Raw genomic sequence first — 20,723 nt, forward strand, 5'->3', positions numbered from 1 at the left:
AAAAATGACTTCCAGTGGATTTCCGAATGCTAGATCCGACCCTGCTGCGCAGCTTCGTCATGGTGGTGGACGCCGGCAACTTCACCCGTGCCGGCGAGTGGCTGCACCTCACCCAGTCCACCGTCAGCCAGCAGATCCTGCGCCTGGAGGAACAACTCGGCTGCCGCCTGCTGGAACGCGGCCGCCGCCAGGTGCTGCCCACCGAGGCCGGCGAGCGCCTGCTGGGCTATGCCCGGCGCATCCTCCAGCTCGGCGAGGAAGCCCGCGCCGCCCTCGGCGAGGAACACAGCGAGGGCGTGCTGCGCCTGGGCATGCCCGAGGACTTCGCCGGCGAGCGCATGATGCCGCTGCTGGCGGCCTTCGCCTCCCAGCGCCCACGCCTGCGCCTGGAGGTGGCCAGCGGGCTCAGCCACGAGTTGCTGCGCCAGTACCGCAACGGCGAGCTGGACCTGGCCCTGGTCAAGCAATGGGGCGCCGACAGCGACTGCCTGGCGCGCTGGCCGGAGCCGCTGTGCTGGCTGGACAGCGCCGCCAACCCGGCGGCCGCCCGCGAGCCGCTGCCGCTGGTGGCCTTCCCGCTCGGCGCGCTGTACCGCCAGGAGATGATCCACGCCCTGGAAGCCCAGGGCCGGCGCTGGCGCGTCGCCTACGGCAGCGCCGCCCTGGCCAGCCTGTCGGCGGCGGTGGCGGCGGGCCTGGGCGTCAGCCTGCTGCCGCAGCGCTGCCGGTTGCCGGCGCACCGAGTGCTCGGCGCTGCCGAGGGCTTCCCGGAGATCACCGGCCTGGAACTGGCGCTCTACGCCCGCGCCGACCTGCCCAGCGCCGGCCGTAGCCTGTGCGAGCGACTGCGCGAGCTGTGCGCACAACTGAGCCTCACACCGGCTGGGTGAGGCGGCCGAGGAACTGCTCGGCCGGGCACGGCTGGCCAAGCAGGTAGCCCTGCAGCGAGTCGCAGCCCAGGCGGGTGAGGAAGTCCTGCTGGCGCGGCGTCTCCACACCCTCGGCGACGATGCGCAGGTCCAGCGCCTGGCCGAGGGCGACTATGGCCGAGACGATGGCGGCGTCGTCGCTGTCCTGCTCCAGGTCGCGGACGAAGCCACGGTCGATCTTCAGCTCGTTGGCCGGCAGGCGCTTGAGATAAAGCAGGCTGGAATAGCCGGTGCCGAAGTCGTCGATGGACAGGTCCACGCCCATGTCGGCCAGCTGGCGGAGGATCGCCAGGCTGTTGTCGGCATCGCGCATGGCGGTGGTCTCGGTGATCTCCAGGGTCAGGCAGTTGGCCGGCAGGGCGTGGCGGCGCAGGGTCGCGGCGACGCTCTCCACCAGCGCGGCATGGCAGAACTGCAGCGCCGAGAGGTTCACCGCCACGCGCCAGTCGACATGGCCCTGCCCGTACCACTGGCGCATCTGCCGGCAGGCCTCGTCCAGCACCCAGTCGCCGATGGGGATGATCAGCCCGGTGCGCTCGGCCAGGCCGATGAACTCGTCGGGCATCAGCAGGCCGCGCTGCGGGTGCTGCCAGCGCAGCAGCGCCTCGGCGCCGATCAGGCGCTGGCTGGCGGCGTCGAACTTGGGCTGGTAGTGCAGCACGAACTGGCCCAGGCCCAGGGCCGCGCGCAGGTCCTGGAGCATCTGCAGGTGGTTGCGCGCGTTGGTGTTCATCGACTGCTCGAAGAAGCTGTAGGCGTTCTTGCCGGCGCCCTTGGCGTGGTACATGGCGGCGTCGGCGTTCATCAGCAGTTCCTGCTGGGTGGCGCCGTTGCCCGGGTAGAGGGCGATGCCGATGCTGCCGGAGATGCGCAGCTCCTGCTCGCCGACGCGGAACGGCTCGGCCAGCAGGCCGATCTGCTGCCCGGCCAGGGCCGCGGCGTCTTCCGGCGCCTTCAGCTCCACCAGCAGGACGAACTCGTCGCCGCCGATGCGCGCCAGGGTGTCCTCGCCGCGCAGGCTCTCGCGCAGGCGCCGGGCCACGGCCTGCAGCAGCTGGTCGCCGATGTGGTGGCCGAAGGCGTCGTTGACCGGCTTGAAACCGTCCAGGTCGAGGAACATCAGCGCGAAGCAGCCGCCATGGCGCTGCACCTTGGCGATCAGCTGGCCGATGCGGTCCTCCAGCAGCAGGCGGTTGGGCAGGCGCGTCAGGTTGTCGTGCAGGGCCAGCTGGGTGAGCTCCTGGTTGGCCTGCGCCAGGGAGTCGGTGAGCTGCGCGGTGCGCGCCTCCAGGCGGGCGTCGAGCACCGAGGTGAGCAGCGCGATGGCGAGGATGGCCAGGGTCACGAGGATCACCAGCAGCGCCAGCCAGCCATTGTCCAGCCCGGCCGGCGCGGCGCCGCAGAAGCTGCCCAGGGGGAAGCGCGCGGCGGCCATGCCGGTGTAGTGCATGCCGACGATGGCCAGGCCCATCAGCAGCGCCGCGCCGCCGCGCACCAGGCGCACGTAGGGGGTGTTGCGGCGCAGGCGGAAGGCGATCCACAGCGCGGCGCCGGAGGCCAGCGCGGCGACCACCAGGGACAGGCCGAACAGCAGCGGGTCGTAGTCGATGCCCGGCTGCATGAGCATGGCGTACATGCCCAGGTAGTGCATGCCGGCGATGCCGCAGCCCATCACCAGGGCGCCGGCCAGCAGCTGCCAGCCGGGCAGGTGCGGCTGGCCGACCAGGGCCAGGGCGAAGCCGGAGCTGAGCACCGCCAGGGCCAGGGACAGCAGCGTCAGGCTCAGGTCGTAGCCCAGCGGGATGGGCAGGCTGAAGGCGAGCATGCCGATGAAGTGCATGGACCAGACGCCGATGCCCATGGCCACGGCGCCGCCGCCGATCCACAGCAGGGCCCCGGCGCCCCGGGCCCTGGCGATGCGCCCGGCCAGGTCCAGGGCGGTGTAGGAAGCCAGGACGGCGACGAAGAGGGAAATCAGCACCAGCGCAAGGTCGTAACGGCCTGTCAGCATCTCGAATCTCTGGAGCGCCGCCCGTAGCGCGCGCAAAAGCGCAGATTCTAGCCAAGCGCCAGCACCTCGAACCAGATGCATTTTCATTGCGCGACAGCCGCGGGTTTGCCGCTCGTCGGCCACAGCACCTAAGCTGAGCGGGTCCGCCCCGCGAGGAGAGCGCAGCGTCTTGGCGAAAGTCCTGCAATTCCTGGCCCGGCCCTGGCGCCGCCTGGCCAACCCCTACACCCGCTACCGCTACGCCGCATGGATCCACTGCGTGCGCGTGGGCCTGGCGCTGCTGGCCTCCATCCTGCTCACCACCGGCATCGACATCCCCCACGGGCTCTGGGCCTCGGTCACGGTGCTGGTGGTGATGGGCGGCCTGGTGCACCAGGGCACCATCCGCGGCAAGTCCCGCGAGCGCACCCTGGGCACCCTGCTGGGCGCCGCGGTGGGCCTGGCGATCATCCTGGTGCACAACCTCACCGGCTCCGATCCGCTGGTCTATGTGCTGATGTCGGTGGCCGGCGCGGTCTCGGCCTTCTACGCCATCCGCCGCCCCGGCTACGTGGCGCTGCTGGCGGGGATCACCATGTGCACGGTGGCCGGGCATGGCGACAACAGCATGACCGAGGGCCTCTGGCGCATGCTCAACGTGCTGGTCGGCGTGGCCCTGGCGCTGGTCTTCGCGCAGATCTACCCGTTGCGCGCGGTCTACGTCTGGCGCTACCTGCTGTCGGACAACCTGCGCGCCTGCGCCCGCCTGTTCGGCCAGCTGAGCAGCAGCGCCGACCTGCGCGCCGAGCACTTCGCCAGCCAGTTGGAGGAATTGGACCAGCGCCTGGTGGCCTCCCGCGCGCACCTGGCGCCGGTGGCGCGGGAAACCGGCATGCCGCTGCGCGAGCTGGAACTGATCCAGCGCGCCCACCGGGCCATCATGGGCACCCTGGAATCGCTGCTGGCCTCGCGCCAGTTCGCCGCCCAGGCCGGCGGGATCGCCCCGCTGCCGGCGGACCTGGAACCGCTGCGGCAGGCCATCGGCCGCCTGCTGCTGCAATCGGCCCACGCCCTGAAGTTCAGCCGCACCTCGCGCCTGGTCCAGGAATGCCAGGGCACCGCCCACCTGCCGCCACGCCCGCGGAGCCTGGCCGGCGCCTTCGAGACGCAGGGCTTCTACTGGCTGACCCTGCGCCTGTACGAGCAGGTGGAGCAGCTTTCCGCGCAACTGGCCGGCAGCGCCGCGCACTGGAACATCCAGAGCCGGGAGCGGCCGGCGGCGCGGTGAGGTTTCGGGAACTCAAAGCTCCAATTGCGCCGGCGCAATGCCGAGTGCCCCGGCGATGCGCGCGCGGGTGGCTTTCCTCGGCCGTGTCGAGGCCTCCTGCTGCGCATAGGCGGACTGCGTCACCCCCAGGCGCTCGGCCACCTCCAGCTGCGTCAGCCCCAGGTGCTCCCGCCAGGCCCTGATCGCGCTTGCACCATCCACCATGCGGCTGACCACGTCATGGGGAATCAGGTTCTCGTCCAGGCGGTGCTGCGCCACGTAATCGGCATAGGGAATCACCACGAAGGCCGGTTTACCGTCTGCGTCATTGATGATCTGCACCTTAGTAGGTTCGCTCATCGCGCTTCCTCACTTCTTGCACCGCAACGATCCTGATTTCACCGTCCCAATCGAACAGTACCCGGTAGTTGCCGACGCGAAGCCGGTAACCGTAGGCGTGATCGCTCAGTGCCTTCACTTGCCGGCAGTCGGGCATCCGCCTCAGCTCGCCAACGGCGTCGCGAACCTGCACCTGGTGACGCCTGTCCAGCCTGAGCAACTGCTTGACCGCCTTCCGCGTCCAGTTGACGGAGTTCATCGGATATTAGCCTTTTATTAGAGTTCCGATAAATACCTTATATCCATGCCAATCCCCGGGACTGCACTCCTCGAAAGCGACTCATGCCTTGGGCATTGGTGGGATGACGGGCAAGGCAGGTGGCGGTATTGCTTGCCGCCACCTGCCTCCGCGAAAGGTCTCAGGCCGCGAAGCCGCCGTCGATCAGCAGGTTGGCACCGGTGATGTAGGCCGCTTCCGGGCCTGCCAGGTAGGCCACGAAGGAGGCGATTTCCTCCGCGCGGCCGTAGCGGTCCAGGGCCATCAGGCCTTTCAGCGACTCGGCGAAGTCGCCGCTGTCCGGGTTCATGTCGGTGTCCACCGGGCCGGGCTGCACGTTGTTCACGGTGATGCCGCGCGGGCCCAGGTCGCGGGCGAAGCCGCGGGTCAGGCCGGTCACCGCGGCCTTGCTCATGGCGTAGACGCCGCCGCCGGCGAAGGGCATGCGCTCGGCGTTGGTGCTGCCGATGGTGATGATGCGGCCGCCCTCGCCCATGTGCCGGGCCGCGGCCTGGGTGGCGACGAATACGCTGCGCACGTTGACCGCCAGGGTGCGGTCGAAGTCTTCCAGGGTGAATTCGTCCAGCGGCGCCACGGCCAGCACGCCGGCGTTGTTCACCAGGATGTCGAGGCGGCCGAAGTGCGCGGCGGCGCGCTCGATGGCGGCCTTCAGCGAGTCGGCGTCGGCGCTGTCGGCCTGGATGGCCAGGGCGCGGCCACCGGCGGCCTGCACGGTGGCGGCCAGGTCCTCGGCCTTCTGCGCCGAGCTGACGTAGGTGAAGGCCACGGCGGCGCCGTCGCGGGCCAGGCGCTGGACGATGGCCGCGCCTATGCCGCGCGAGCCGCCCTGGACGAAGGCGACCTTGCCGGCGAGGGGAGTGTTGGGGGTGCTGTTGCTCATGTCGGTGCTCCGGGAATGGGGGAAGGTGAAGCGACGGGCACAGTCTCCTCCCGCGATTCATTACCCGGTAGCCGGTAATCGCTATATTCAGTCGATCCATCCGGTTTACACGAGCGCGCCATGGAAACCCTCAACAGCCTCGAATGCTTCGTCCGCAGCGCCGAGGCCGGCAGCTTCGCCGCCGCGGCCCGGCGCCTGGGCCTGACGCCGGCGGCGGTGGGCAAGAACGTCGCCCGCCTGGAGGCCGGCCTCGGGGTACGCCTGTTCCAGCGCAGCACCCGCAACCTCAGCCTGACCGAGGCCGGCGAACGCTTCCTGGCCGAAGTGGCGCCCGGCCTGGGCAGCATCCGCAACGCCCTGGCCAACCTGGCCAGCGCCGACGGCCAGCCCGGCGGCACCCTGAAGGTCAGCATGGGGCTGGTGTTCGGCCGCGACTACATCCTGCCGCTGCTGGGCGAGTTCCTCGGCCGCTACCCGGCGATCCGCCCGGACTGGCACTTCGACAACCGCCAGGTGGACCTCATCGCCGAGGGTTTCGACGCCGCCATCGGCGGTGGCTTCGAGTTGCCGCCGGGGGTGGTGGCGCGGCGCCTGTCGCCGGCGCACCTGGTGCTGCTGGCCAGCCCCGCCTACCTCGACGGCCGCCGGCCGATCCGCACGCCGGCGGACCTGGCGCAGCACGACGGCATCCGCATCCGCTCGCCACAGACCGGCCGCGTGCGCCCCTGGGGGCTGAGCCACCGCGGCGACAAGGGCCAGGCGCCCATCGCGCTGGGCGAGCGCATGTTCATGAGCGACCCGGAGGCGGCCTGCCATGCCGCCCTGCAGGGCCTGGGCATCACCCTGGTGAGCATGCAGCACGCCCTGCCCTACCTGGAGTCGGGCCAACTGCGGCGGGTGCTGCCGGACTGGTACGTGGACGCCGGCATCACCAGCGTCTACTACACCGCCCACAAGCTGCTGCCGGCCAAGACCCGCGCCTTCGTCGACTTCGTCCTCGAGCACTTCCGTGCGCAGCAGCTGGAGCGGCGGTTTTCCGCGCTGTAGCGAAAAACGGCGGATAACGCCTGGGGCGTTATGCGCCCTACGGGATGGACGCGCGGATGGCGGGGGCGAAAAAAATGACACGAACGGCGCGGGGGCCGGTCGAAACAGGCGTCAGGTATTCCTGGCCACCTTGATCGACATCAGGTGAAGCGGCATCCACGGGCCCGCGGGCTTGCTCGCGCACGGCCCCGCCCCCAGGTTCACGATGAACCCGTTCAGGAGACAACCCCATGAAGAAGATCGCCCTCGTCCTCGCCGCCACCCTGGCCCTGCCGATGGCAGCCATGGCCGACAGCAAGCTCTGCGACGCCAACCTGACCCAGTTGAAGGACTTTCTCGCCACGGCCAGCAAGAACGCCACCGGCGTGAAGGTCAACGTGGTCCAGGACCATATCGACCAGGCCGAGAAGGCCCGCGCCGCCGGCGACTACGAGTCCTGCGTGAACCACACCACCCAGGCGCTGCGCATCATCCGCAAACCGGCCAACCGCTGACCGGGCCCCGCCCGTGCGGGAGCCCGCGCCGGGCTCCCGTCACCCCGCGCCCGGGCATTGCACGCCGGGCGCAGTTCTCCCACCTCAGCCGCAGTTGAGCCCGCGCACCAGTTCGCGGTCGTCGACATTGATGTTCAGCCGCTGCGAGTTGTACTCCAGGGTCACCGCGTCATGGGGATGCAGCACGCGTGCGTTCTGCGCGCCGGCGTCGCGCCGGGCCTGCTCCACCAGCGCCTGGGACAGCGGCTTGCCGACCAGCGACTGCACCGCCCCGGCATTGCAGCGGCCGGCTTCGGGCGCGGCGGCCGGGGATTCGGCGGGCTTGTCGGCACTGCTGCAACCGGCCAGCAGGATGGCGCCGAACAGCATGGCCGGCAGGGCTCGATTCAAGGGCATAAAGCCTCCTTGGCTTGAGGGAAAACCCCAACCATAACAAGCCGCGCCGCCGCAGGCCCGGTTTTTGTGTTGCCGGCTGCATCGAAGAAACCCCGGAACGACCGTATGGCGCCCTTTACACAGGATTTACACAGCGCCGGTTACACTTTGCCTGAACAGAATGTCTTAGAAGTATCCGACCTCAAGGCCGGAACTTTCAGGAGGTAAGACAGATGATTCGCCGGATTCCGCAACTCGCCCTGGTGTTGTGCGCATCCTTCGCCCTGGCCGGGCAGGCATCGGCCAACAGCAACACCGATGCCGCGGCCATAGGCGCGGTGGTCGGCGCCGTCGTGGGTGGCGCTGTCGTCGCCGGCGCCTCCGCGCCGCCGGCACCGGTCTACGTGCAACCCGCCCCGCCGCCGGCCTACTACTACCCGCCGGCGCCGGTGTACTACGCCCCGCCGCCGCCGGTGGCCGTGGTGGTGCCGCCGCCGGTGCGCTACTACCGGCCGGTGTACTACGGGCCGGCGTACTATGGCCCGCGCTACTACGGGCCGCCGCATGGCTACTATCGTGGGTATCGCCACTGGTGATGGTGCGCGGGTCATGAGGAAACGCCGTTTTCTTTAGTAAGGGGAACGGCGTTTTTCATTTCCAACGAGGGGGCGAGGCTGTTGTAGGAGCGTGGGGGATGCCTGGTTCTTGCTCGCGAAGCTTGGGCCCGCACATCTCACTTCAACCTCGTCATTCTCGCGAACGCGGGAACCCAGTGGCTTGGGGCTCGGTGTAGCGCGCCGCTCCGAGTGTTCGGATATCTCTCGTTTCGCCCCCTCGGGCGAGTCCCTTTTGTCAAACGCCACAAAAGGAACCAAAAAGGCTTGCCCCGACATACGGGCCCGATGGAGCCGGGCTACCCTCGCGAATTCCCCCGCCACGGAGGCCCGCCCCGAGGGTACGTCCCTGTAGCCCATCGGGGCTCTCGCGACATCCATGTCGCATGACCTCCTGAGCGCCGGTTTCGCTCGGCCTTCTGAAGGGGCATTCCGGTGCGCTCGGAGGTTTCTCTGGAAGTCCAAAGGCAAGAGCCGCTTTTGCTCTTCGTAGGAGCGAGCTTGCTCGCGAACCCTGGCTTCCCGCGTTCGCGGGAATGAGGACGGCGGTGAGGACTATCAGGATGACTCCGGACGCTCCGGCAGCTCGGGACAGCCCCCTCTCCCTTCAGGGAGAGGGTTGGGGAGAGGGGACGGACTTCGCCCACGCACCTCTGCCAACCCTGACACCGCACCCCCTCCCTAACCCTCCCCCGCAAGCGGGAGAGGGGACCGTTCGGCGCAATGCGGAACCGCGAAGTTCCCGGGCTCCCCGTAGGGCGCATAACGCCTACGGCGTTATCCGCCAGATCGCGGACAGAGTCCGCTCCTATGGTTCCAGGAAGCACGGACGTAGGAGCGGGCCCTGCCCGCGATTCGCGCGCAGGGCGCGCTCCTACAGGGGATTGGCATGGCTCGGGCGTAGGAGCGGACTCCGTCCGCGATTGGGCTCACCGGCCGCGCCGGACGCTCCGGTGGCGTGGCCGACGGCGGATAACCGCGAACGGTTATTCGCCCTACGGTGGCGGGGTGTGAGGATGACGCCGGGCTCTCCGCCTGCACAGGACAGCCCCCCAAAATGCCACTCCAGTCCCATTCCCGAAAAATCGCCCCCCGCGCCATGGCCGCTCCGCCGGGCCGTGCCTATCCTTTGAGCATTCCACCGCCGTAAACCACAGCGTCGCCACCGGTCACCGACCCAGGAGCCCTGCATGGCCGCGACCAGGAAGATGGGCCTCACCGGGCTGACCACCCTGGTGATGGTCAACATGATGGGCTCGGGGATCATCATGCTGCCCTCCAGCATGGCCCAGCTGGGCGCGGTCTCGCTACTGTCGTGGGTGTTCACCGCCGTGGGCTCCATGGCCATCGCCTACTGCTTCGCCCAGTGCGGCATCTACTGCCCGCGCTCCGGCGGCATGTCCGCCTACAGCGAGGAGGCCCATGGCAAGTCGGCGTTCTTCCTCTGCTCTTATCTGTACTTCCTGTCCCTGGTGATCAGCAACGTGGCCATCAGCCTGTCCGCGGTGGGCTACCTGACGCCCTTCTTCCCCTGGCTGGGCAGCGGCGCGGTGCCCCTGTTCCTCGGGACCCTGGGGCTGATCTGGCTGACCACCCTGGCCAACTTCGGCGGCCCGCGGATCACCGGGCGGCTGGGCTCGGTCACCGTCTGGGGGGTGATCATCCCGGTGGCCGGGCTGGGCTTCTTCGGCTGGTTCCGCTTCAGCCCGGAAACCTTCGCCGCCGCCTGGAACCCCAACAACCTGCCGGTCAGCCAGGCGATCACCGACAGCATCCCGCTGACGCTCTGGGCCTTCCTCGGCATGGAGTCGGCGGCGCAGAACTCCGACGCGGTGGACAACCCCAAGCGCAACGTGCCGCTGGCCTGCCTGCTGGGCACCCTGGGCGCCGCGGTGGTGTACGTGCTGTCCACCACCGTGATCCAGGGCCTGGTGCCGAACCCGGAGCTGGCCAACTCCAGCGCGCCCTTCGCCCTGGCCTATGCGCACCTGTTCAACGACGGGGTGGGCAACCTGGTGATGGCCCTGGCGGTGATGGCCTGCGTCGGCTCGCTGCTGGGCTGGCAGTTCACCCTGGCCGAGACGGCCAAGGTCACCGCCGCCCAGGGCCTGTTCCCGCAGCTGTTCACCCGCGTCACCGGGCGCGGCGCGCCTTTGGCCGGGCTGGTCACCTGCGCGGTGCTGCAGAGCCTGATCGCCCTCTCGACCATCTCGCCCAACGCCACCGCCCAGTTCAACAAGCTGGTGAGTCTGGCCGCGGTCACCAACATCATCCCCTACATCACCTCGCTGACCGGGCTGGTGGTGATCCTCTACAAGGCCGGCGTCGGCCTGGAACTGGTGCGCCGCAACACCGCCGTGATGCTGGTCGCCGCCTGCTACTGCTTCTACGCGCTCTATGCCTCGGGGCTGGAAGCGGTGTTCGGCGCGGCCCTGGTGATGGTGGTCGGCTACCTGCTGTTCGGCTTCATCGCCAAACGCTTCGTCAAGGCCTACGAGCGCCTCGCCGCGCCGCCGGAGTCGCCATGAACCGCCTGTTCGCCGCCCTGTTCCTGCTGCCGCTGCTGCTGGCCCCCGGCGCCCGGGCCGACAGCCTGGCGCGCATTCACGCCAGCCATACCCTGGTGCTGGGCTTCCTGGCCGACAACGCGCCCTTCTCCGAGGGCGACGAGCACACCGCCAGCGGCTACGCCATCGACCTGTGCCAGGCGCTGGCCGCCCGCCTGCGCAGCGCGCCGGGCCTGGCCGACCTGCAGGTGCGCTACCAGCCACTGCCCCTGGAACAGGCCCTGGCGGCCGTGAGCGGCGGCCAGGTCGACCTGTTCTGCAGCCCGCTGGTGGAAACCCTGCAGCGCCGCGAAAGCGTCAGCTTCTCGCTGCCGGTGTTCACCGCCGGGCTCGGGGTGATCCTGCGCCGCGACGCCGACGCCACCCTGCAGGCCGCGCTCAGCGGCGCCCCGCGCGAGCGCACGCCGACCTGGCGGGGGACCGTCAACCAGGGCCTGAACAAACGCAGCTTCGCCGTGCTCAAGGGCACCACCAATGTCCAGTGGGCGCAGCAGAGGGTGCGCGAGCTGGGGCTGCAATCGCGCCTGGTGGAGGTGGCCAGCTACCAGGACGGCGTCGACCGTGTGCTGCGCCGCGAGGTGGACGCCTTCTTCGGTGAACGCCTGTCGCTGCTCAACTACCAGGCCCGCTCGGCCCAGGCCGACCGCTTGCAGGTGTCCGACCACCTGTTCGAGATGGCCAGCGTCGCCCTGCCCCTGCCCCGCAACGACGACGCTTTCCGCCTGGAGGTGGACCACGCCCTCAGCGACGCCCTGCGCGGTGCCACGGGCGAGGCGCTGTACAGCCGCTACTTCGGCCAGCCCTCGCCACAGCAACGCCTGCTGCTGCGTCTCTACTCCCTGCCCTGAACCCGGGAAGCCCCCGCGGGACAAGCCCGTCCCTACCGCTATATACTTTTGTAAATAGCGATAGCCGTTTCCCCGGATTTCCCATGAGCGACCAGGCCACCCGCCCTGCCCGTACCCCCGCCAACCGCCGCAAGGCCAGCGTCGACGACAGCGAAACGCTGGGCATCCGCGAGCGCAACCAGCGCCTGATCCTCGGGGCCGCCAGCCAGGAGTTCGCCGCCAAGGGCTTCCAGGCCGCGCGCACCGAAGACATCGCCGCCCGCGTGGGGCTGCCCAAGGCCAACGTCTACTACTATTTCCAGAACAAGCGGAACCTCTACGCGCGGGTGCTGGAAACCCTGGTCGAGCCCCTGCTGCAAGCCGCCGCCCTGCTGCGCGCCGAACTGCCCCCGGAGCAGGCCCTGCCCGCCTACATCCAGGCGCGGATGCGCGTGGCCCACGAGCACCCGCACACCTACAAGGCCGTGCTCGGGGAAATGCTGCTGGGCGCCCGGCAACTGCCGGCCCCCTGTGGCGAACGCCTGCGCCAGGCCGCGCAGGACAACCTCGCCTGCCTGCGCAGCTGGATGGAACGCGGCCTGATCGCCCCGGCCGACCCGCAGCACCTGCTGCTGTTCCTCTGGTCGGCCACCCAGGCCCACAGCCACTTCGGCTGGCAGGCCTCGCTGATCACCGGCAAGGCCCGGCCGGTGGAGGCCGACTACCGCGCCGTGGCCGAAAGCGTCAGCCGCCTGGTGCTGGGTGCCCTTGCCCCGGACGACGCGCGCCCGCGGTTGCGGCCGTTTCCGATATGAAGAGCCCCTCTCCCCAACCCTCTCCCGCAAGCGGGAGAGGGGGCTGTCCGGAGCGGCCTGGAATTTAGCCGCCATCCTCACATTCCGTCGCTCCCCCGTAGGGCGAATAACCGTTCGCGGTTATCCGCCGCTACACCGCGGCCACAGTCAACGCCAAGGTCGGCCCCGGAGCCGCCGGGCATCAAGGCCAAACGGCGGATAACGCCGTAGGCGTCATGCGCCCTACGTCCCGCCCGGCGTTGTCCGGTGTGCGGGCCCGCGCGGGTGACGCCGCGGGCCCCGGCGGGTAAGCTGCCGCCCCTCGTATCACCCGCACAAGGAGGCCCCCATGGCTGACAACGACCTCACCTTCCTCCCCGACGCCGATCCCGAGTCGATCTCCTCCGACGTGTCCGGCTTCGGCGGCCTGCTGGTCTCCACCCAGATTCCCACCCGCGAAGACGGCAGCCTGGAGCTGGGCGGCATCGTCGAGCAGAGCGAATGCACCCTGCTCGCGCTGAAGGCCGCCCTGGAGCGCGCCGGCAGCTCCATGGAGCGCGTGCTGCACCTGACCATCTACCTCACCGACATGGCCGACCGCGCCGCCTTCAACGAGGTGTACCAGCGCTTCTTCGCCAGGCCCTGGCCGGTGCGCGCCGCCGTCGGCGTGGCCGCCCTGGCCGTGGAAGGCATGCGCGTGGAAGTCACCGCGCTGGCCGCCAGGGCCTGACCGGGCCTCTTCGCCGTCCGGCGCCCCGCCGGGCGGCGCCACCACCGGGCAGCGCACGGGTGCCCGGCGGGCGTTTCGCCGCTACAATGCGCGCCTTGCCGTGCCACGCCTGATGAAGAAGAAACCATGTCCCTGCCCAAGAACCATCTGGAACTGCTCAGCCCTGCCCGCGATGTGAGCATCGCCCGCGAGGCCATCCTGCATGGAGCCGATGCCGTGTACATCGGCGGCCCGAGCTTCGGCGCCCGGCACAACGCCTGCAACGAGGTGAGCGACATCGCCCGGCTGGTGGAATTCGCCCACCGCTTCCACGCGCGCGTGTTCGTCACCATCAACACCATCCTCCACGACGACGAGCTGGAGCCGGCCCGCGCGCTGATCCACCAGCTCCACGACGCCGGCGTCGACGCGCTGATCGTGCAGGACCTGGGCGTGCTCGACCTGGACATCCCGCCGATCGAGTTGCACGCCAGCACCCAGACCGACATCCGCACCCTGGGCCGGGCCAAGTTCCTCGACCAGGCCGGCTTCTCCCAGCTGGTGCTGGCCCGCGAGCTGAACCTGAAGGAAATCCGCGCCATCGCCGACGAAACCGACGCGGCCATCGAGTTCTTCATCCACGGCGCGCTGTGCGTGGCCTTCTCCGGCCAGTGCAACATCTCCCACGCGCAGACCGGGCGCAGCGCCAACCGCGGCGACTGCTCCCAGGCCTGCCGCCTGCCCTACACCCTGAAGGACGACCAGGGCCGCGTGGTGGCCTTCGAGAAGCACCTGCTGTCGATGAAGGACAACAACCAGAGCGCCAACCTCAGCGCCCTGGTCGACGCCGGCGTGCGCTCCTTCAAGATCGAGGGGCGCTACAAGGACATGGGCTACGTGAAGAACATCACCGCCTACTACCGCCAGCGCCTGGACGGCATCCTCGCCGAGCGCCCGGACCTGGCCCGCGCCTCCAGCGGCCGCACCGAGCACTTCTTCCTGCCCGACCCGGACAAGACCTTCCACCGCGGCAGCACCGACTACTTCGTCAGCGAGCGCAAGATCGACATCGGCGCCTTCGACTCGCCGACCTTCACCGGCCTGCCGGTGGGCGTGGTGGAGAAGGTCGGCAAGCGCGACCTGATCGTCGCCACCGAGCAGCCGCTGTCCAACGGCGACGGCCTGAACGTGCTGGTCAAGCGCGAGGTGGTGGGTTTCCGCGCCAACATCGCCGAGCTGAAAAGCGAGTTCGAAGAAGATGGCCAGAAGCGCTACCGCTACCGCGTCGAGCCCAACGAAATGCCCGAGGGCATGTACCGCCTGCGGCCGAACCACCCGCTGTCGCGCAACCTCGACCACAACTGGCAGCAGGCCCTGCTGAAGACCTCCGCCGAGCGCCGCGTCGGCCTCTCCTGGGTGGCCCGCCTGCGCGAGGAACGCCTGGAGCTGAGCGCCACCAGCGAGGAAGGCGTCAGCGCCAGCGTCGCCCTGGATGGCCCCTTCGGCCTGGCCAACAAGCCGGAGCAGGCCCTGGAGCAACTGCACGACCTGCTCGGCCAACTGGGCACCACCCAGTACCACGCCGAGCGCGTCGAGCTGGATGCCCCGCAGGCCTTCTTCATCCCCAACTCGCAGCTCAAGGCGCTGCGCCGCGAGGCCATCGAGGCGCTCACCGCCGCCCGCGTCGCCGCCCACCCGCGCGGCAGCCGCAAGGCCGAGACGAACCCGCCGCCGGTGTACCCCGAGGCGCACCTGTCGTTCCTGGCCAACGTGTACAACCACAAGGCCCGCGAGTTCTACCACCGCCACGGCGTGCAGCTGATCGACGCGGCCTACGAGGCCCACGAGGAGGCCGGCGAGGTGCCGGTGATGATCACCAAGCACTGCCTGCGCTTCTCCTTCAACCTGTGCCCGAAGCAGGCCAAGGGCGTCACCGGCGTGCGCACCAAGGTCGCGCCCATGCAACTGGTGCACGGCGACGAGGTGCTGACGCTGAAGTTCGACTGCAAGCCCTGCGAGATGCACGTGATCGGCAAGATGAAGGGCCACATCCTCGACCTGCCGCAGCCGGGCAGCGCGGTGGAGCAGATCGTCGGCCAGATCAGCCCGGAAGACCTGCTCAAGACCATCCGCCGCGCGCCGCACTAAGGCGCGACGGCCAGACAGGGCGGTCGCCACGGCCGCCCTGCCCGTCCTTCCCGGTCAGCCCGCCGGCTGCGCACGCTCCCCGAGCAGCTGGCGGATGATCGCCTCCTGCCCTTCGTAGTCGCCCTCGCCCACGTGCAGGTGGCGGACGCGGCCCTTCGCATCGATGAAGTAGTGCGCCGGCCAGTACTGGTTGGCGAAGGCGTTCCAGATGCGGTACTGGTTGTCCAGCGCCACCGGGTAGTGGATGTCGTGCCGTTGCACGGCCTTCTGCACGTTCGCCGGGATGCGCTCGTAGGGGTATTCCGGCGTGTGCACGCCTATCACCACCAGCCCCTGGTCGGCATAGCGCTTCGCCCACTGGTTCACGTACGGCAGGCTGTGCTGGCAGTTGATGCAGTCGTAGGTCCAGAAATCCACCAGCACCACCTTGCCGCGCAGGTCCGCGCTGGCCAGGGGCGCGCTGTTGAGCCACTGCACGGCGCCGTCCAGGCTGGGCATGGCGCCCATATCGGCCAGGTCAGCGGCGCTTGCAGTGGGCATCAGTCTGTCGAGCAGCTTCGGCACGCCGTCCAGCAGCTTGTGCTCCAGGCCGGCCAGCACCCGCGAAGAGCCCGGGCCCACCAGCTGCGCGCTGGCGCCACTGCCGATGACCACCACCGCCAGCAGGGCCAGAGCCCCTGCCCCGCGGCGCAGCCACTCCAGCGCACCCAGCGATGGGCGCAGGCGCTGGTACAGGCCGCGGCCGAGGAACAATGCGGCGCCCAGGGCGACGGCGCTGCCCAGCCCGTAGGCCAACAGCAGCAGGCTGGTGGAGGCGCTGGGCCCCTGGAGCATGGCCCCGGAGAGGATCAGCCCGAGGATGGGCCCGGCGCAGGGCGCCCACAGCAGGCCGGCGGCGAAGCCCAGCAGCCAGGCCGACAGCGCCGGCGGCAGGCCGCGGGCCTGGCCGTGCAAACGGTCGCCGAGCCAGGCCCAGGGCCGCGACAGCCAGGTGCCGAAGCGCGGCGACAGCAACGCCACGGCGGATAGCCCGAGCAAGCCCAGCGCCAGGTAGCGGCCGACCTCGCTGGCCTCCACCACCCAGGCGCTGGAAACCGCGGCCAGGCTGGCCAGCACGGCGAAGCCGCTGGCCAGGCCGGCGAGGGTCAGCAGCGGCGACCAGGCCGGCCCGCCGGCGCGCTGCAACAACAACGGCAATACGGGAAGGATGCAGGGGCTGAGCAGGGTCAGCACCCCGCCGAGAAAGGCGATGAGCAGCATGGCGACCTCGTCTGCAGGGGGATCGGGGCGTTACGGCCATCCCTGGCCAGGCGCGGCGCATCAACCGCCTTCGTTGCAGTCGCTGGAGAACTTCTGGTAGGCCAGGCTGTGGGGCTGGCCGTTGGAGTCCAGGTAGTCCATGCGCGCCTGCACCACCTGGCAGCTGCCGGGCTCCTCGTGCAGGGCCAGGACCTTCTTCACGTCCAGGTGCTGGCCGTAGTGGTACTGCTCCACCGGTGCAGGGGCGCTGGCGGCGAAGCTGGCCAGGGGCGCGGCGAAGGCGAACAGGGCGGCGGCAAGGGTCAGGGTTTTCATGGCGATGTCCTCGGTGGTGGGTTCGTGGCGCGGAGGCCTTGTGCCTTCCGCTTGGTGCCCATTTCACCGGCCGCGGGTATCGCGCCTGTGTCCGCCACGCCCGGCGAATGCCGCCCCAGGTATCCAGGTACCGCGCAGATACAGTGGAATACAAAGCCCGGCAGGCAGGCGCCGCCCTGCCCTATACACTCAGCCTCACGAGCGAAGCCCACGAGGAAGCCCCATGGAACACGTCGATCACGTCCTGATCGTCGACGACGACCGCGAGATCCGCGAGCTGGTCGGCAACTACCTGAAGAAAAACGGCCTGCGCGTCAGCCTGGCCGCGGACGGGCGGCAGATGCGCGCCTTCCTGGACGCCAACGCCGTGGACCTGATAGTGCTGGACATCATGATGCCCGGCGACGACGGCCTGAAGCTGTGCCGCGAGCTGCGGGTGGGCAAGCACAAGGCCACCCCGGTGCTGATGCTCACCGCGCGCAACGACGAGACCGACCGCATCATCGGCCTGGAAATGGGCGCCGACGACTACCTGACCAAGCCCTTCTCGGCCCGTGAGTTGCTGGCGCGGATCAACGCCGTGCTGCGGCGCACGCGCATGCTGCCGCCGAACCTGTCGATCACCGAGAGCAGCCGGCTGATCGGCTTCGGCCAGTGGCGCCTGGACACCAGCGCGCGCCACCTGCTGGACGCCGAGGGCACTCTGGTCGCCCTGAGCGGCGCCGAGTACCGCCTGCTGCGGGTGTTCCTCGACCACCCGCAGCGGGTGCTCAGCCGCGAGCAGCTGCTGAACCTGACCCAGGGCCGCGAGGCGGACGTGTTCGACCGCTCCATCGACCTGCTGGTCAGCCGCCTGCGCCAGCGCCTGCGCGACGACGCCCGCGAACCGGACTGCATCAAGACGGTACGCAACGAGGGTTACGTCTTCTCGCTGCCGGTGCAGCTCATCGAACCCGCCGAGTGACCGCCATGCCCCGCACCCTGGCAGCGCGCCTGGCGCTGATCTTCCTCACCGGGCTGGTGCTGGCCTACGGCCTGTCCTTCAGCTCGCAATTCTACGAGCGCTACGTCAGCGCGCGGAGCATGATGCTCGGCAACCTGGAAAGCGACGTGAGCACCGCCGTCGCCCTGCTCGACCGCCTGCCGGCGAACGAGCGCGAGCAGTGGCTGCCCATGGTCGAGCGCCCCAACTACCGCTACCGCCTGGACGAAGGCGAACCCGGCCAGGCCATGGACATGGCCCAGGCGCCCATGGCCGCGACCAGCATCGAGAGCGCCATCGGCTCGCGCTACGCCCTGCGCTTCGAAACCCTCCCCGGCCCCGCCGCGCACTTCCAGGCGCACCTGCGCCTGGCCGACGGCAGGCCGCTGACCATCGACGTCACCCCCCGCGGGGTGGCGGCGGTGGCGCGCTGGCTGCCGGTGGTGCTGGTGCTGCAGCTGGCCGTGCTGCTGGCCTGCACCTGGCTGGCGGTGCGCACCGCGATCCGCCCGCTGACGCGCCTGGCCCAGGCCGTCGACCACCTCGACCCGGACACCCCGGCCGCGCCGCTGGACGAGAACGGCCCGAACGAAGTGGCCTACGCCGCCCGCGCCTTCAACGCCCTGCAGGGCCGCATCGGCGACTACCTGAAAGAACGCATGCAACTGCTGGCGGCCATCTCCCACGACCTGCAGACGCCGATCACGCGCATGAAGCTGCGCGTCGAGCAGATGGACCCGTCGCCGGAAAGCGAGCGCCTGTGGAGCGACCTGGAGGAAATGCAGCACCTGGTCCGCGAAGGCGTGGCCTATGCCCGCAGCATGGACGGCGCCAGCGAGGCGCAGCGTCGCGTCGACCTCGACGCCTTCCTCGACAGCCTGGTGCTCGACTACCAGGACGCCGGCCAGCAGGTCAGCCTGCAAGGCCGCGCCGGCGTGCCCCTGGAAACCCGCCCGCATGCCCTGCGCCGGGTGCTGGGCAACCTGCTGGACAACGCGCTGAAGTTCTCCGGCGCCGCGCAACTGGAAGTGCGGCGCGACGGCGGCACCTTGTGTATCCGTGTACTGGACCGCGGCCCGGGCATCGCCGAAGCCGAGCTGGAAGAAGTGTTCAAGCCCTTCTACCGCGTGGAAAGCTCGCGCAACCGCAGCACCGGCGGCACCGGCCTGGGCCTGGCCATCGCCCGCCAGCTGAGCCAGGCCCTGGGCGGCCGGCTGAGCCTGGCCAACCGCGACGGCGGCGGCCTGTGCGCGCAGCTGGAGCTGCCGCTTTCGGCCTGAGGGCCTGTACACGGGGATACAAGGCGGCCCCCGGCGGGACACATCCGGGACAAGCCGCCTTGCCAGCATGGCTCCACCGGCAGCGACGGCACCCCGCCGCTCGCGCCGGCCCCCTGGAGCCCCACCATGAACCCCACCGCACCCACTGCCAGCCTGCACGGCTGGCGCCTGTTCACCGCCCTCGCCGTCGCCGTGCTGGCGGTCACCGCCCTCTGCCTGCTCTGGCAGCCGCAGCTGGTGGAGGCCCTGCGCAGCGCCATCCGCGCCACCGCGCGGACCTCCTTCGCCCTGTTCCTGGCGACCTTCCTCGCCTCCGCCCTGGCCACCCTGGTGCCCAGCCCCGGCAGCCGCGCCCTGCTGCGCGAGCGGCGCTTCCTCGGCCTGGCCTTCGCCTTCTCGCACCTGGTGCACGGCGTGCTGATCATCGCCTACGTCAAGCTGTTCCCGGAGACCTTCTGGGCCGGCCGCACGGCGGCGGCGAACATCCCCGGCTCAGTGGGCTACCTGTTCATCCTGGCGCTGGCCCTGACCAGCTTCCCGGCCGCGGTGAAGGCCCTGGGCGCCCGCACCTGGAAGCTGCTGCACGGCACCGGCACCTGGGTGATCGCCGGCATCTTCTGCCTGTCGTTCTTCAAGCGCATCCCCATGGGGCCCTGGTACGTCCTGGGCTTCGCGCTGATCTTCAGCGCCATCGTCCTGAAACTCACCGCCAAGCTCGCCACCCGCCAACGCCGCGCCACCCCGGCCCTGCGCGGCGCCACCCGCTGAACGCCCCCAGGAGACACCGCCATGCAAAGCACCCTCGCAACCACCCTGCGTCCCCTCGACCGCCTCGGCGCCTGGGGCGCCGACATCCCCCTGCGGCTGTTCCTGGCCTGGGAATTCCTCGAATCCGGCCTGGAGAAATGGAACGGCGAGAACTGGTTCGCGCAGATCCACGGCGCCTTCCCCTTCCCCTTCGACCGCCTGCCGGCGAGCCTGGACTGGCAGGTCTCCATGTGGGCCGAACTGATAGCCCCGCTGCTCCTGCTGCTGGGCCTGGGCACCCGCTTCGCCTCGGCGGTGCTGATGGTACTGACGGTGGTAGCCATCGCCGCCGTGCACTGGCCGGCGCACTGGTCGAGCCTGGGCGAACTGGCCATGGGCTATTCCATCAGCGACAACGGCTTCGGCAACTACAAGCTGCCGCTGATCTACCTGGTGGCGCTGGTGCCGCTGCTGCTCAAGGGCGCCGGGCGGCTGAGCCTGGATGCGCTGCTGCGGCGGCGCTTTGCGTAGGTAAGTGCACCGTCCTGACGAACCCGCCGCATGGCGGGTTCTTCTTTTTCGTCCCCCTCGAACACAGGCGCCCTGGCCCACGTTGGGCACGTGCGCAGGAGCGGACTCCGTCCGCGCTTGGTCCCGTAGGGCGCATAACGCCTACGGCGTTATCCGCCGTCGCCCCCGAACACCGGTGCTTCGGCTTGTTTATTACGTAGGAGCGAGCTTGCTCGCGAACAGATATCGCCTGCCCCTCCGCTGCCTTGGCTTAACGCCGTCCCCTCTCCCCAACCCTCTCCCGCAAGCGGGAGAGGGGGCCGTCCTGAGCGGCGTCGAGGTCAGGCGCCA

General features: G+C 69.8%; 21 protein-coding genes. 14 read left to right on the top strand and 7 right to left on the bottom strand.

Going from position 1 to position 20,723, the window contains the following annotated elements; translation table 11 throughout:
* Window positions 1-26 precede the first annotated feature (26 nt).
* Window positions 27-890 (top strand): LysR family transcriptional regulator, encoded by an 864-nt coding sequence (locus VV867_RS10500; RefSeq protein WP_328566328.1) that lies wholly within the window; start codon window positions 27-29, stop codon window positions 888-890.
* Here VV867_RS10500 and VV867_RS10505 read toward each other — a convergent pair.
* Window positions 874-2,940 (bottom strand): putative bifunctional diguanylate cyclase/phosphodiesterase, encoded by a 2,067-nt coding sequence (locus tag VV867_RS10505; RefSeq protein WP_109933474.1) that lies wholly within the window; start codon window positions 2,938-2,940, stop codon window positions 874-876. The two genes, VV867_RS10500 and VV867_RS10505, sit on opposite strands and share 17 nt — an antisense overlap.
* A gap of 169 nt (window positions 2,941-3,109) precedes the next feature.
* Here VV867_RS10505 and VV867_RS10510 point away from each other — a divergent pair, with 169 nt between their 5' ends.
* On the top strand, window positions 3,110-4,207 hold the full coding sequence (locus VV867_RS10510) for an FUSC family protein (protein ID WP_328566329.1): 1,098 nt from the start codon (window positions 3,110-3,112) through the stop codon (window positions 4,205-4,207).
* A 12-nt stretch (window positions 4,208-4,219) separates the two neighbouring features.
* Here the strand turns inward: VV867_RS10510 and VV867_RS10515 are convergent, their stop codons facing one another.
* The 3 genes from VV867_RS10515 to VV867_RS10525 form a co-directional block, all read right to left on the bottom strand.
* Window positions 4,220-4,546, bottom strand: coding sequence for a helix-turn-helix domain-containing protein (locus VV867_RS10515; RefSeq protein ID WP_089394314.1), 327 nt, complete (start codon window positions 4,544-4,546; stop codon window positions 4,220-4,222).
* Window positions 4,530-4,784: a type II toxin-antitoxin system RelE family toxin gene (locus VV867_RS10520; protein ID WP_109933475.1), complete on the bottom strand. Its 255-nt coding sequence runs from the start codon at window positions 4,782-4,784 to the stop codon at window positions 4,530-4,532. The genes VV867_RS10515 and VV867_RS10520 overlap by 17 nt, the downstream gene beginning before the upstream one ends.
* Window positions 4,785-4,944: 160 nt before the next feature.
* Entirely contained in the window at window positions 4,945-5,703 is a 759-nt protein-coding gene (locus VV867_RS10525) for a 3-oxoacyl-ACP reductase family protein (protein WP_109933476.1), read from the bottom strand.
* Between the two features lie 120 nt (window positions 5,704-5,823).
* Here VV867_RS10525 and VV867_RS10530 point away from each other — a divergent pair, with 120 nt between their 5' ends.
* The gene (locus VV867_RS10530; RefSeq protein ID WP_275630377.1) at window positions 5,824-6,750 is read left to right on the top strand and encodes a LysR family transcriptional regulator; all 927 of its coding nucleotides are present in this window, start codon (window positions 5,824-5,826) and stop codon (window positions 6,748-6,750) included.
* A gap of 230 nt (window positions 6,751-6,980) precedes the next feature.
* A complete protein-coding gene (locus tag VV867_RS10535) occupies window positions 6,981-7,244 on the top strand; it encodes a hypothetical protein (protein ID WP_328566330.1) in 264 nt (87 codons plus the stop codon).
* 84 nt (window positions 7,245-7,328) lie between these two features.
* Here the strand turns inward: VV867_RS10535 and VV867_RS10540 are convergent, their stop codons facing one another.
* The gene (locus tag VV867_RS10540; protein ID WP_109933479.1) at window positions 7,329-7,640 is read right to left on the bottom strand and encodes an I78 family peptidase inhibitor; all 312 of its coding nucleotides are present in this window, start codon (window positions 7,638-7,640) and stop codon (window positions 7,329-7,331) included.
* 212 nt (window positions 7,641-7,852) lie between these two features.
* Between VV867_RS10540 and VV867_RS10545 the strand changes: the two genes are divergently transcribed.
* The 6 genes from VV867_RS10545 to VV867_RS10570 all read left to right on the top strand — a co-directional run bounded on the left by VV867_RS10545 (window position 7,853) and on the right by VV867_RS10570 (window position 15,278).
* Entirely contained in the window at window positions 7,853-8,215 is a 363-nt protein-coding gene (locus tag VV867_RS10545; protein ID WP_089394318.1) for a hypothetical protein, read from the top strand.
* 1,208 nt (window positions 8,216-9,423) lie between these two features.
* Window positions 9,424-10,761, top strand: coding sequence for a putrescine-ornithine antiporter (gene potE, locus VV867_RS10550; protein WP_328566331.1), 1,338 nt, complete (start codon window positions 9,424-9,426; stop codon window positions 10,759-10,761).
* Window positions 10,758-11,648, top strand: a complete 891-nt coding sequence (locus VV867_RS10555; protein ID WP_328566332.1) for an amino acid ABC transporter substrate-binding protein — start codon at window positions 10,758-10,760, stop codon at window positions 11,646-11,648. Before potE ends, VV867_RS10555 begins: the two co-directional genes overlap by 4 nt.
* An 83-nt stretch (window positions 11,649-11,731) precedes the next feature.
* A complete protein-coding gene (locus VV867_RS10560; RefSeq protein ID WP_328566333.1) occupies window positions 11,732-12,442 on the top strand; it encodes a TetR/AcrR family transcriptional regulator in 711 nt (236 codons plus the stop codon).
* 328 nt (window positions 12,443-12,770) lie between these two features.
* On the top strand, window positions 12,771-13,151 hold the full coding sequence (locus VV867_RS10565) for a RidA family protein (protein ID WP_328566334.1): 381 nt from the start codon (window positions 12,771-12,773) through the stop codon (window positions 13,149-13,151).
* 126 nt (window positions 13,152-13,277) lie between these two features.
* Window positions 13,278-15,278 carry a peptidase U32 family protein gene (locus tag VV867_RS10570; RefSeq protein WP_328566335.1) on the top strand — a complete coding sequence of 667 codons (2,001 nt, stop codon included), beginning with the start codon at window positions 13,278-13,280 and terminating at the stop codon, window positions 15,276-15,278.
* A gap of 54 nt (window positions 15,279-15,332) precedes the next feature.
* On the opposite strand, the gene VV867_RS10575 is transcribed toward VV867_RS10570, so the two are convergent.
* Both VV867_RS10575 and VV867_RS10580 read right to left on the bottom strand, forming a co-directional pair.
* Window positions 15,333-16,538 carry a cytochrome c biogenesis protein DipZ gene (locus VV867_RS10575; RefSeq protein ID WP_328566336.1) on the bottom strand — a complete coding sequence of 402 codons (1,206 nt, stop codon included), beginning with the start codon at window positions 16,536-16,538 and terminating at the stop codon, window positions 15,333-15,335.
* A gap of 60 nt (window positions 16,539-16,598) precedes the next feature.
* Window positions 16,599-16,853 carry a DUF2790 domain-containing protein gene (locus tag VV867_RS10580; protein ID WP_089394325.1) on the bottom strand — a complete coding sequence of 85 codons (255 nt, stop codon included), beginning with the start codon at window positions 16,851-16,853 and terminating at the stop codon, window positions 16,599-16,601.
* Window positions 16,854-17,076: 223 nt separating this feature from the next.
* On the opposite strand from VV867_RS10580, the gene VV867_RS10585 reads away from it, so the two are divergent.
* The 4 genes from VV867_RS10585 to VV867_RS10600 all read left to right on the top strand — a co-directional run bounded on the left by VV867_RS10585 (window position 17,077) and on the right by VV867_RS10600 (window position 20,393).
* Window positions 17,077-17,817, top strand: coding sequence for a response regulator (locus VV867_RS10585; RefSeq protein ID WP_328566337.1), 741 nt, complete (start codon window positions 17,077-17,079; stop codon window positions 17,815-17,817).
* A 5-nt stretch (window positions 17,818-17,822) separates the two neighbouring features.
* Window positions 17,823-19,115 (top strand): sensor histidine kinase, encoded by a 1,293-nt coding sequence (locus VV867_RS10590; RefSeq protein ID WP_328566338.1) that lies wholly within the window; start codon window positions 17,823-17,825, stop codon window positions 19,113-19,115.
* Between the two features lie 126 nt (window positions 19,116-19,241).
* The gene (locus tag VV867_RS10595) at window positions 19,242-19,883 is read left to right on the top strand and encodes a ferric reductase-like transmembrane domain-containing protein (RefSeq protein WP_275630386.1); all 642 of its coding nucleotides are present in this window, start codon (window positions 19,242-19,244) and stop codon (window positions 19,881-19,883) included.
* A gap of 21 nt (window positions 19,884-19,904) precedes the next feature.
* On the top strand, window positions 19,905-20,393 hold the full coding sequence (locus VV867_RS10600; RefSeq protein ID WP_109932464.1) for an HvfX family Cu-binding RiPP maturation protein: 489 nt from the start codon (window positions 19,905-19,907) through the stop codon (window positions 20,391-20,393).
* The last annotated feature ends 330 nt before the right edge of the window (window positions 20,394-20,723 follow it).

The sequence above is a fragment of the Pseudomonas sp. JH-2 genome (assembly GCF_036231725.1).
GTDB lineage: Bacteria > Pseudomonadota > Gammaproteobacteria > Pseudomonadales > Pseudomonadaceae > Pseudomonas > Pseudomonas delhiensis.

Bases quoted from the DNA above. Each gene is read 5' to 3' on its own strand.
- VV867_RS10500 (WP_328566328.1), top strand. From the start codon at position 27: ATGCTAGATCCGACCCTGCTGCGCAGCTTCGTCATGGTGGTGGACGCC.
- VV867_RS10505 (WP_109933474.1), bottom strand. From the start codon at position 2,940: ATGCTGACAGGCCGTTACGACCTTGCGCTGGTGCTGATTTCCCTCTTC.
- VV867_RS10515 (WP_089394314.1), bottom strand. From the start codon at position 4,546: ATGAGCGAACCTACTAAGGTGCAGATCATCAATGACGCAGACGGTAAA.
- VV867_RS10520 (WP_109933475.1), bottom strand. From the start codon at position 4,784: ATGAACTCCGTCAACTGGACGCGGAAGGCGGTCAAGCAGTTGCTCAGG.
- VV867_RS10525 (WP_109933476.1), bottom strand. From the start codon at position 5,703: ATGAGCAACAGCACCCCCAACACTCCCCTCGCCGGCAAGGTCGCCTTC.
- VV867_RS10530 (WP_275630377.1), top strand. From the start codon at position 5,824: ATGGAAACCCTCAACAGCCTCGAATGCTTCGTCCGCAGCGCCGAGGCC.
- VV867_RS10535 (WP_328566330.1), top strand. From the start codon at position 6,981: ATGAAGAAGATCGCCCTCGTCCTCGCCGCCACCCTGGCCCTGCCGATG.
- VV867_RS10540 (WP_109933479.1), bottom strand. From the start codon at position 7,640: ATGCCCTTGAATCGAGCCCTGCCGGCCATGCTGTTCGGCGCCATCCTG.
- VV867_RS10545 (WP_089394318.1), top strand. From the start codon at position 7,853: ATGATTCGCCGGATTCCGCAACTCGCCCTGGTGTTGTGCGCATCCTTC.
- potE (WP_328566331.1), top strand. From the start codon at position 9,424: ATGGCCGCGACCAGGAAGATGGGCCTCACCGGGCTGACCACCCTGGTG.
- VV867_RS10555 (WP_328566332.1), top strand. From the start codon at position 10,758: ATGAACCGCCTGTTCGCCGCCCTGTTCCTGCTGCCGCTGCTGCTGGCC.
- VV867_RS10560 (WP_328566333.1), top strand. From the start codon at position 11,732: ATGAGCGACCAGGCCACCCGCCCTGCCCGTACCCCCGCCAACCGCCGC.
- VV867_RS10565 (WP_328566334.1), top strand. From the start codon at position 12,771: ATGGCTGACAACGACCTCACCTTCCTCCCCGACGCCGATCCCGAGTCG.
- VV867_RS10570 (WP_328566335.1), top strand. From the start codon at position 13,278: ATGTCCCTGCCCAAGAACCATCTGGAACTGCTCAGCCCTGCCCGCGAT.
- VV867_RS10575 (WP_328566336.1), bottom strand. From the start codon at position 16,538: ATGCTGCTCATCGCCTTTCTCGGCGGGGTGCTGACCCTGCTCAGCCCC.
- VV867_RS10580 (WP_089394325.1), bottom strand. From the start codon at position 16,853: ATGAAAACCCTGACCCTTGCCGCCGCCCTGTTCGCCTTCGCCGCGCCC.
- VV867_RS10585 (WP_328566337.1), top strand. From the start codon at position 17,077: ATGGAACACGTCGATCACGTCCTGATCGTCGACGACGACCGCGAGATC.
- VV867_RS10590 (WP_328566338.1), top strand. From the start codon at position 17,823: ATGCCCCGCACCCTGGCAGCGCGCCTGGCGCTGATCTTCCTCACCGGG.
- VV867_RS10595 (WP_275630386.1), top strand. From the start codon at position 19,242: ATGAACCCCACCGCACCCACTGCCAGCCTGCACGGCTGGCGCCTGTTC.
- VV867_RS10600 (WP_109932464.1), top strand. From the start codon at position 19,905: ATGCAAAGCACCCTCGCAACCACCCTGCGTCCCCTCGACCGCCTCGGC.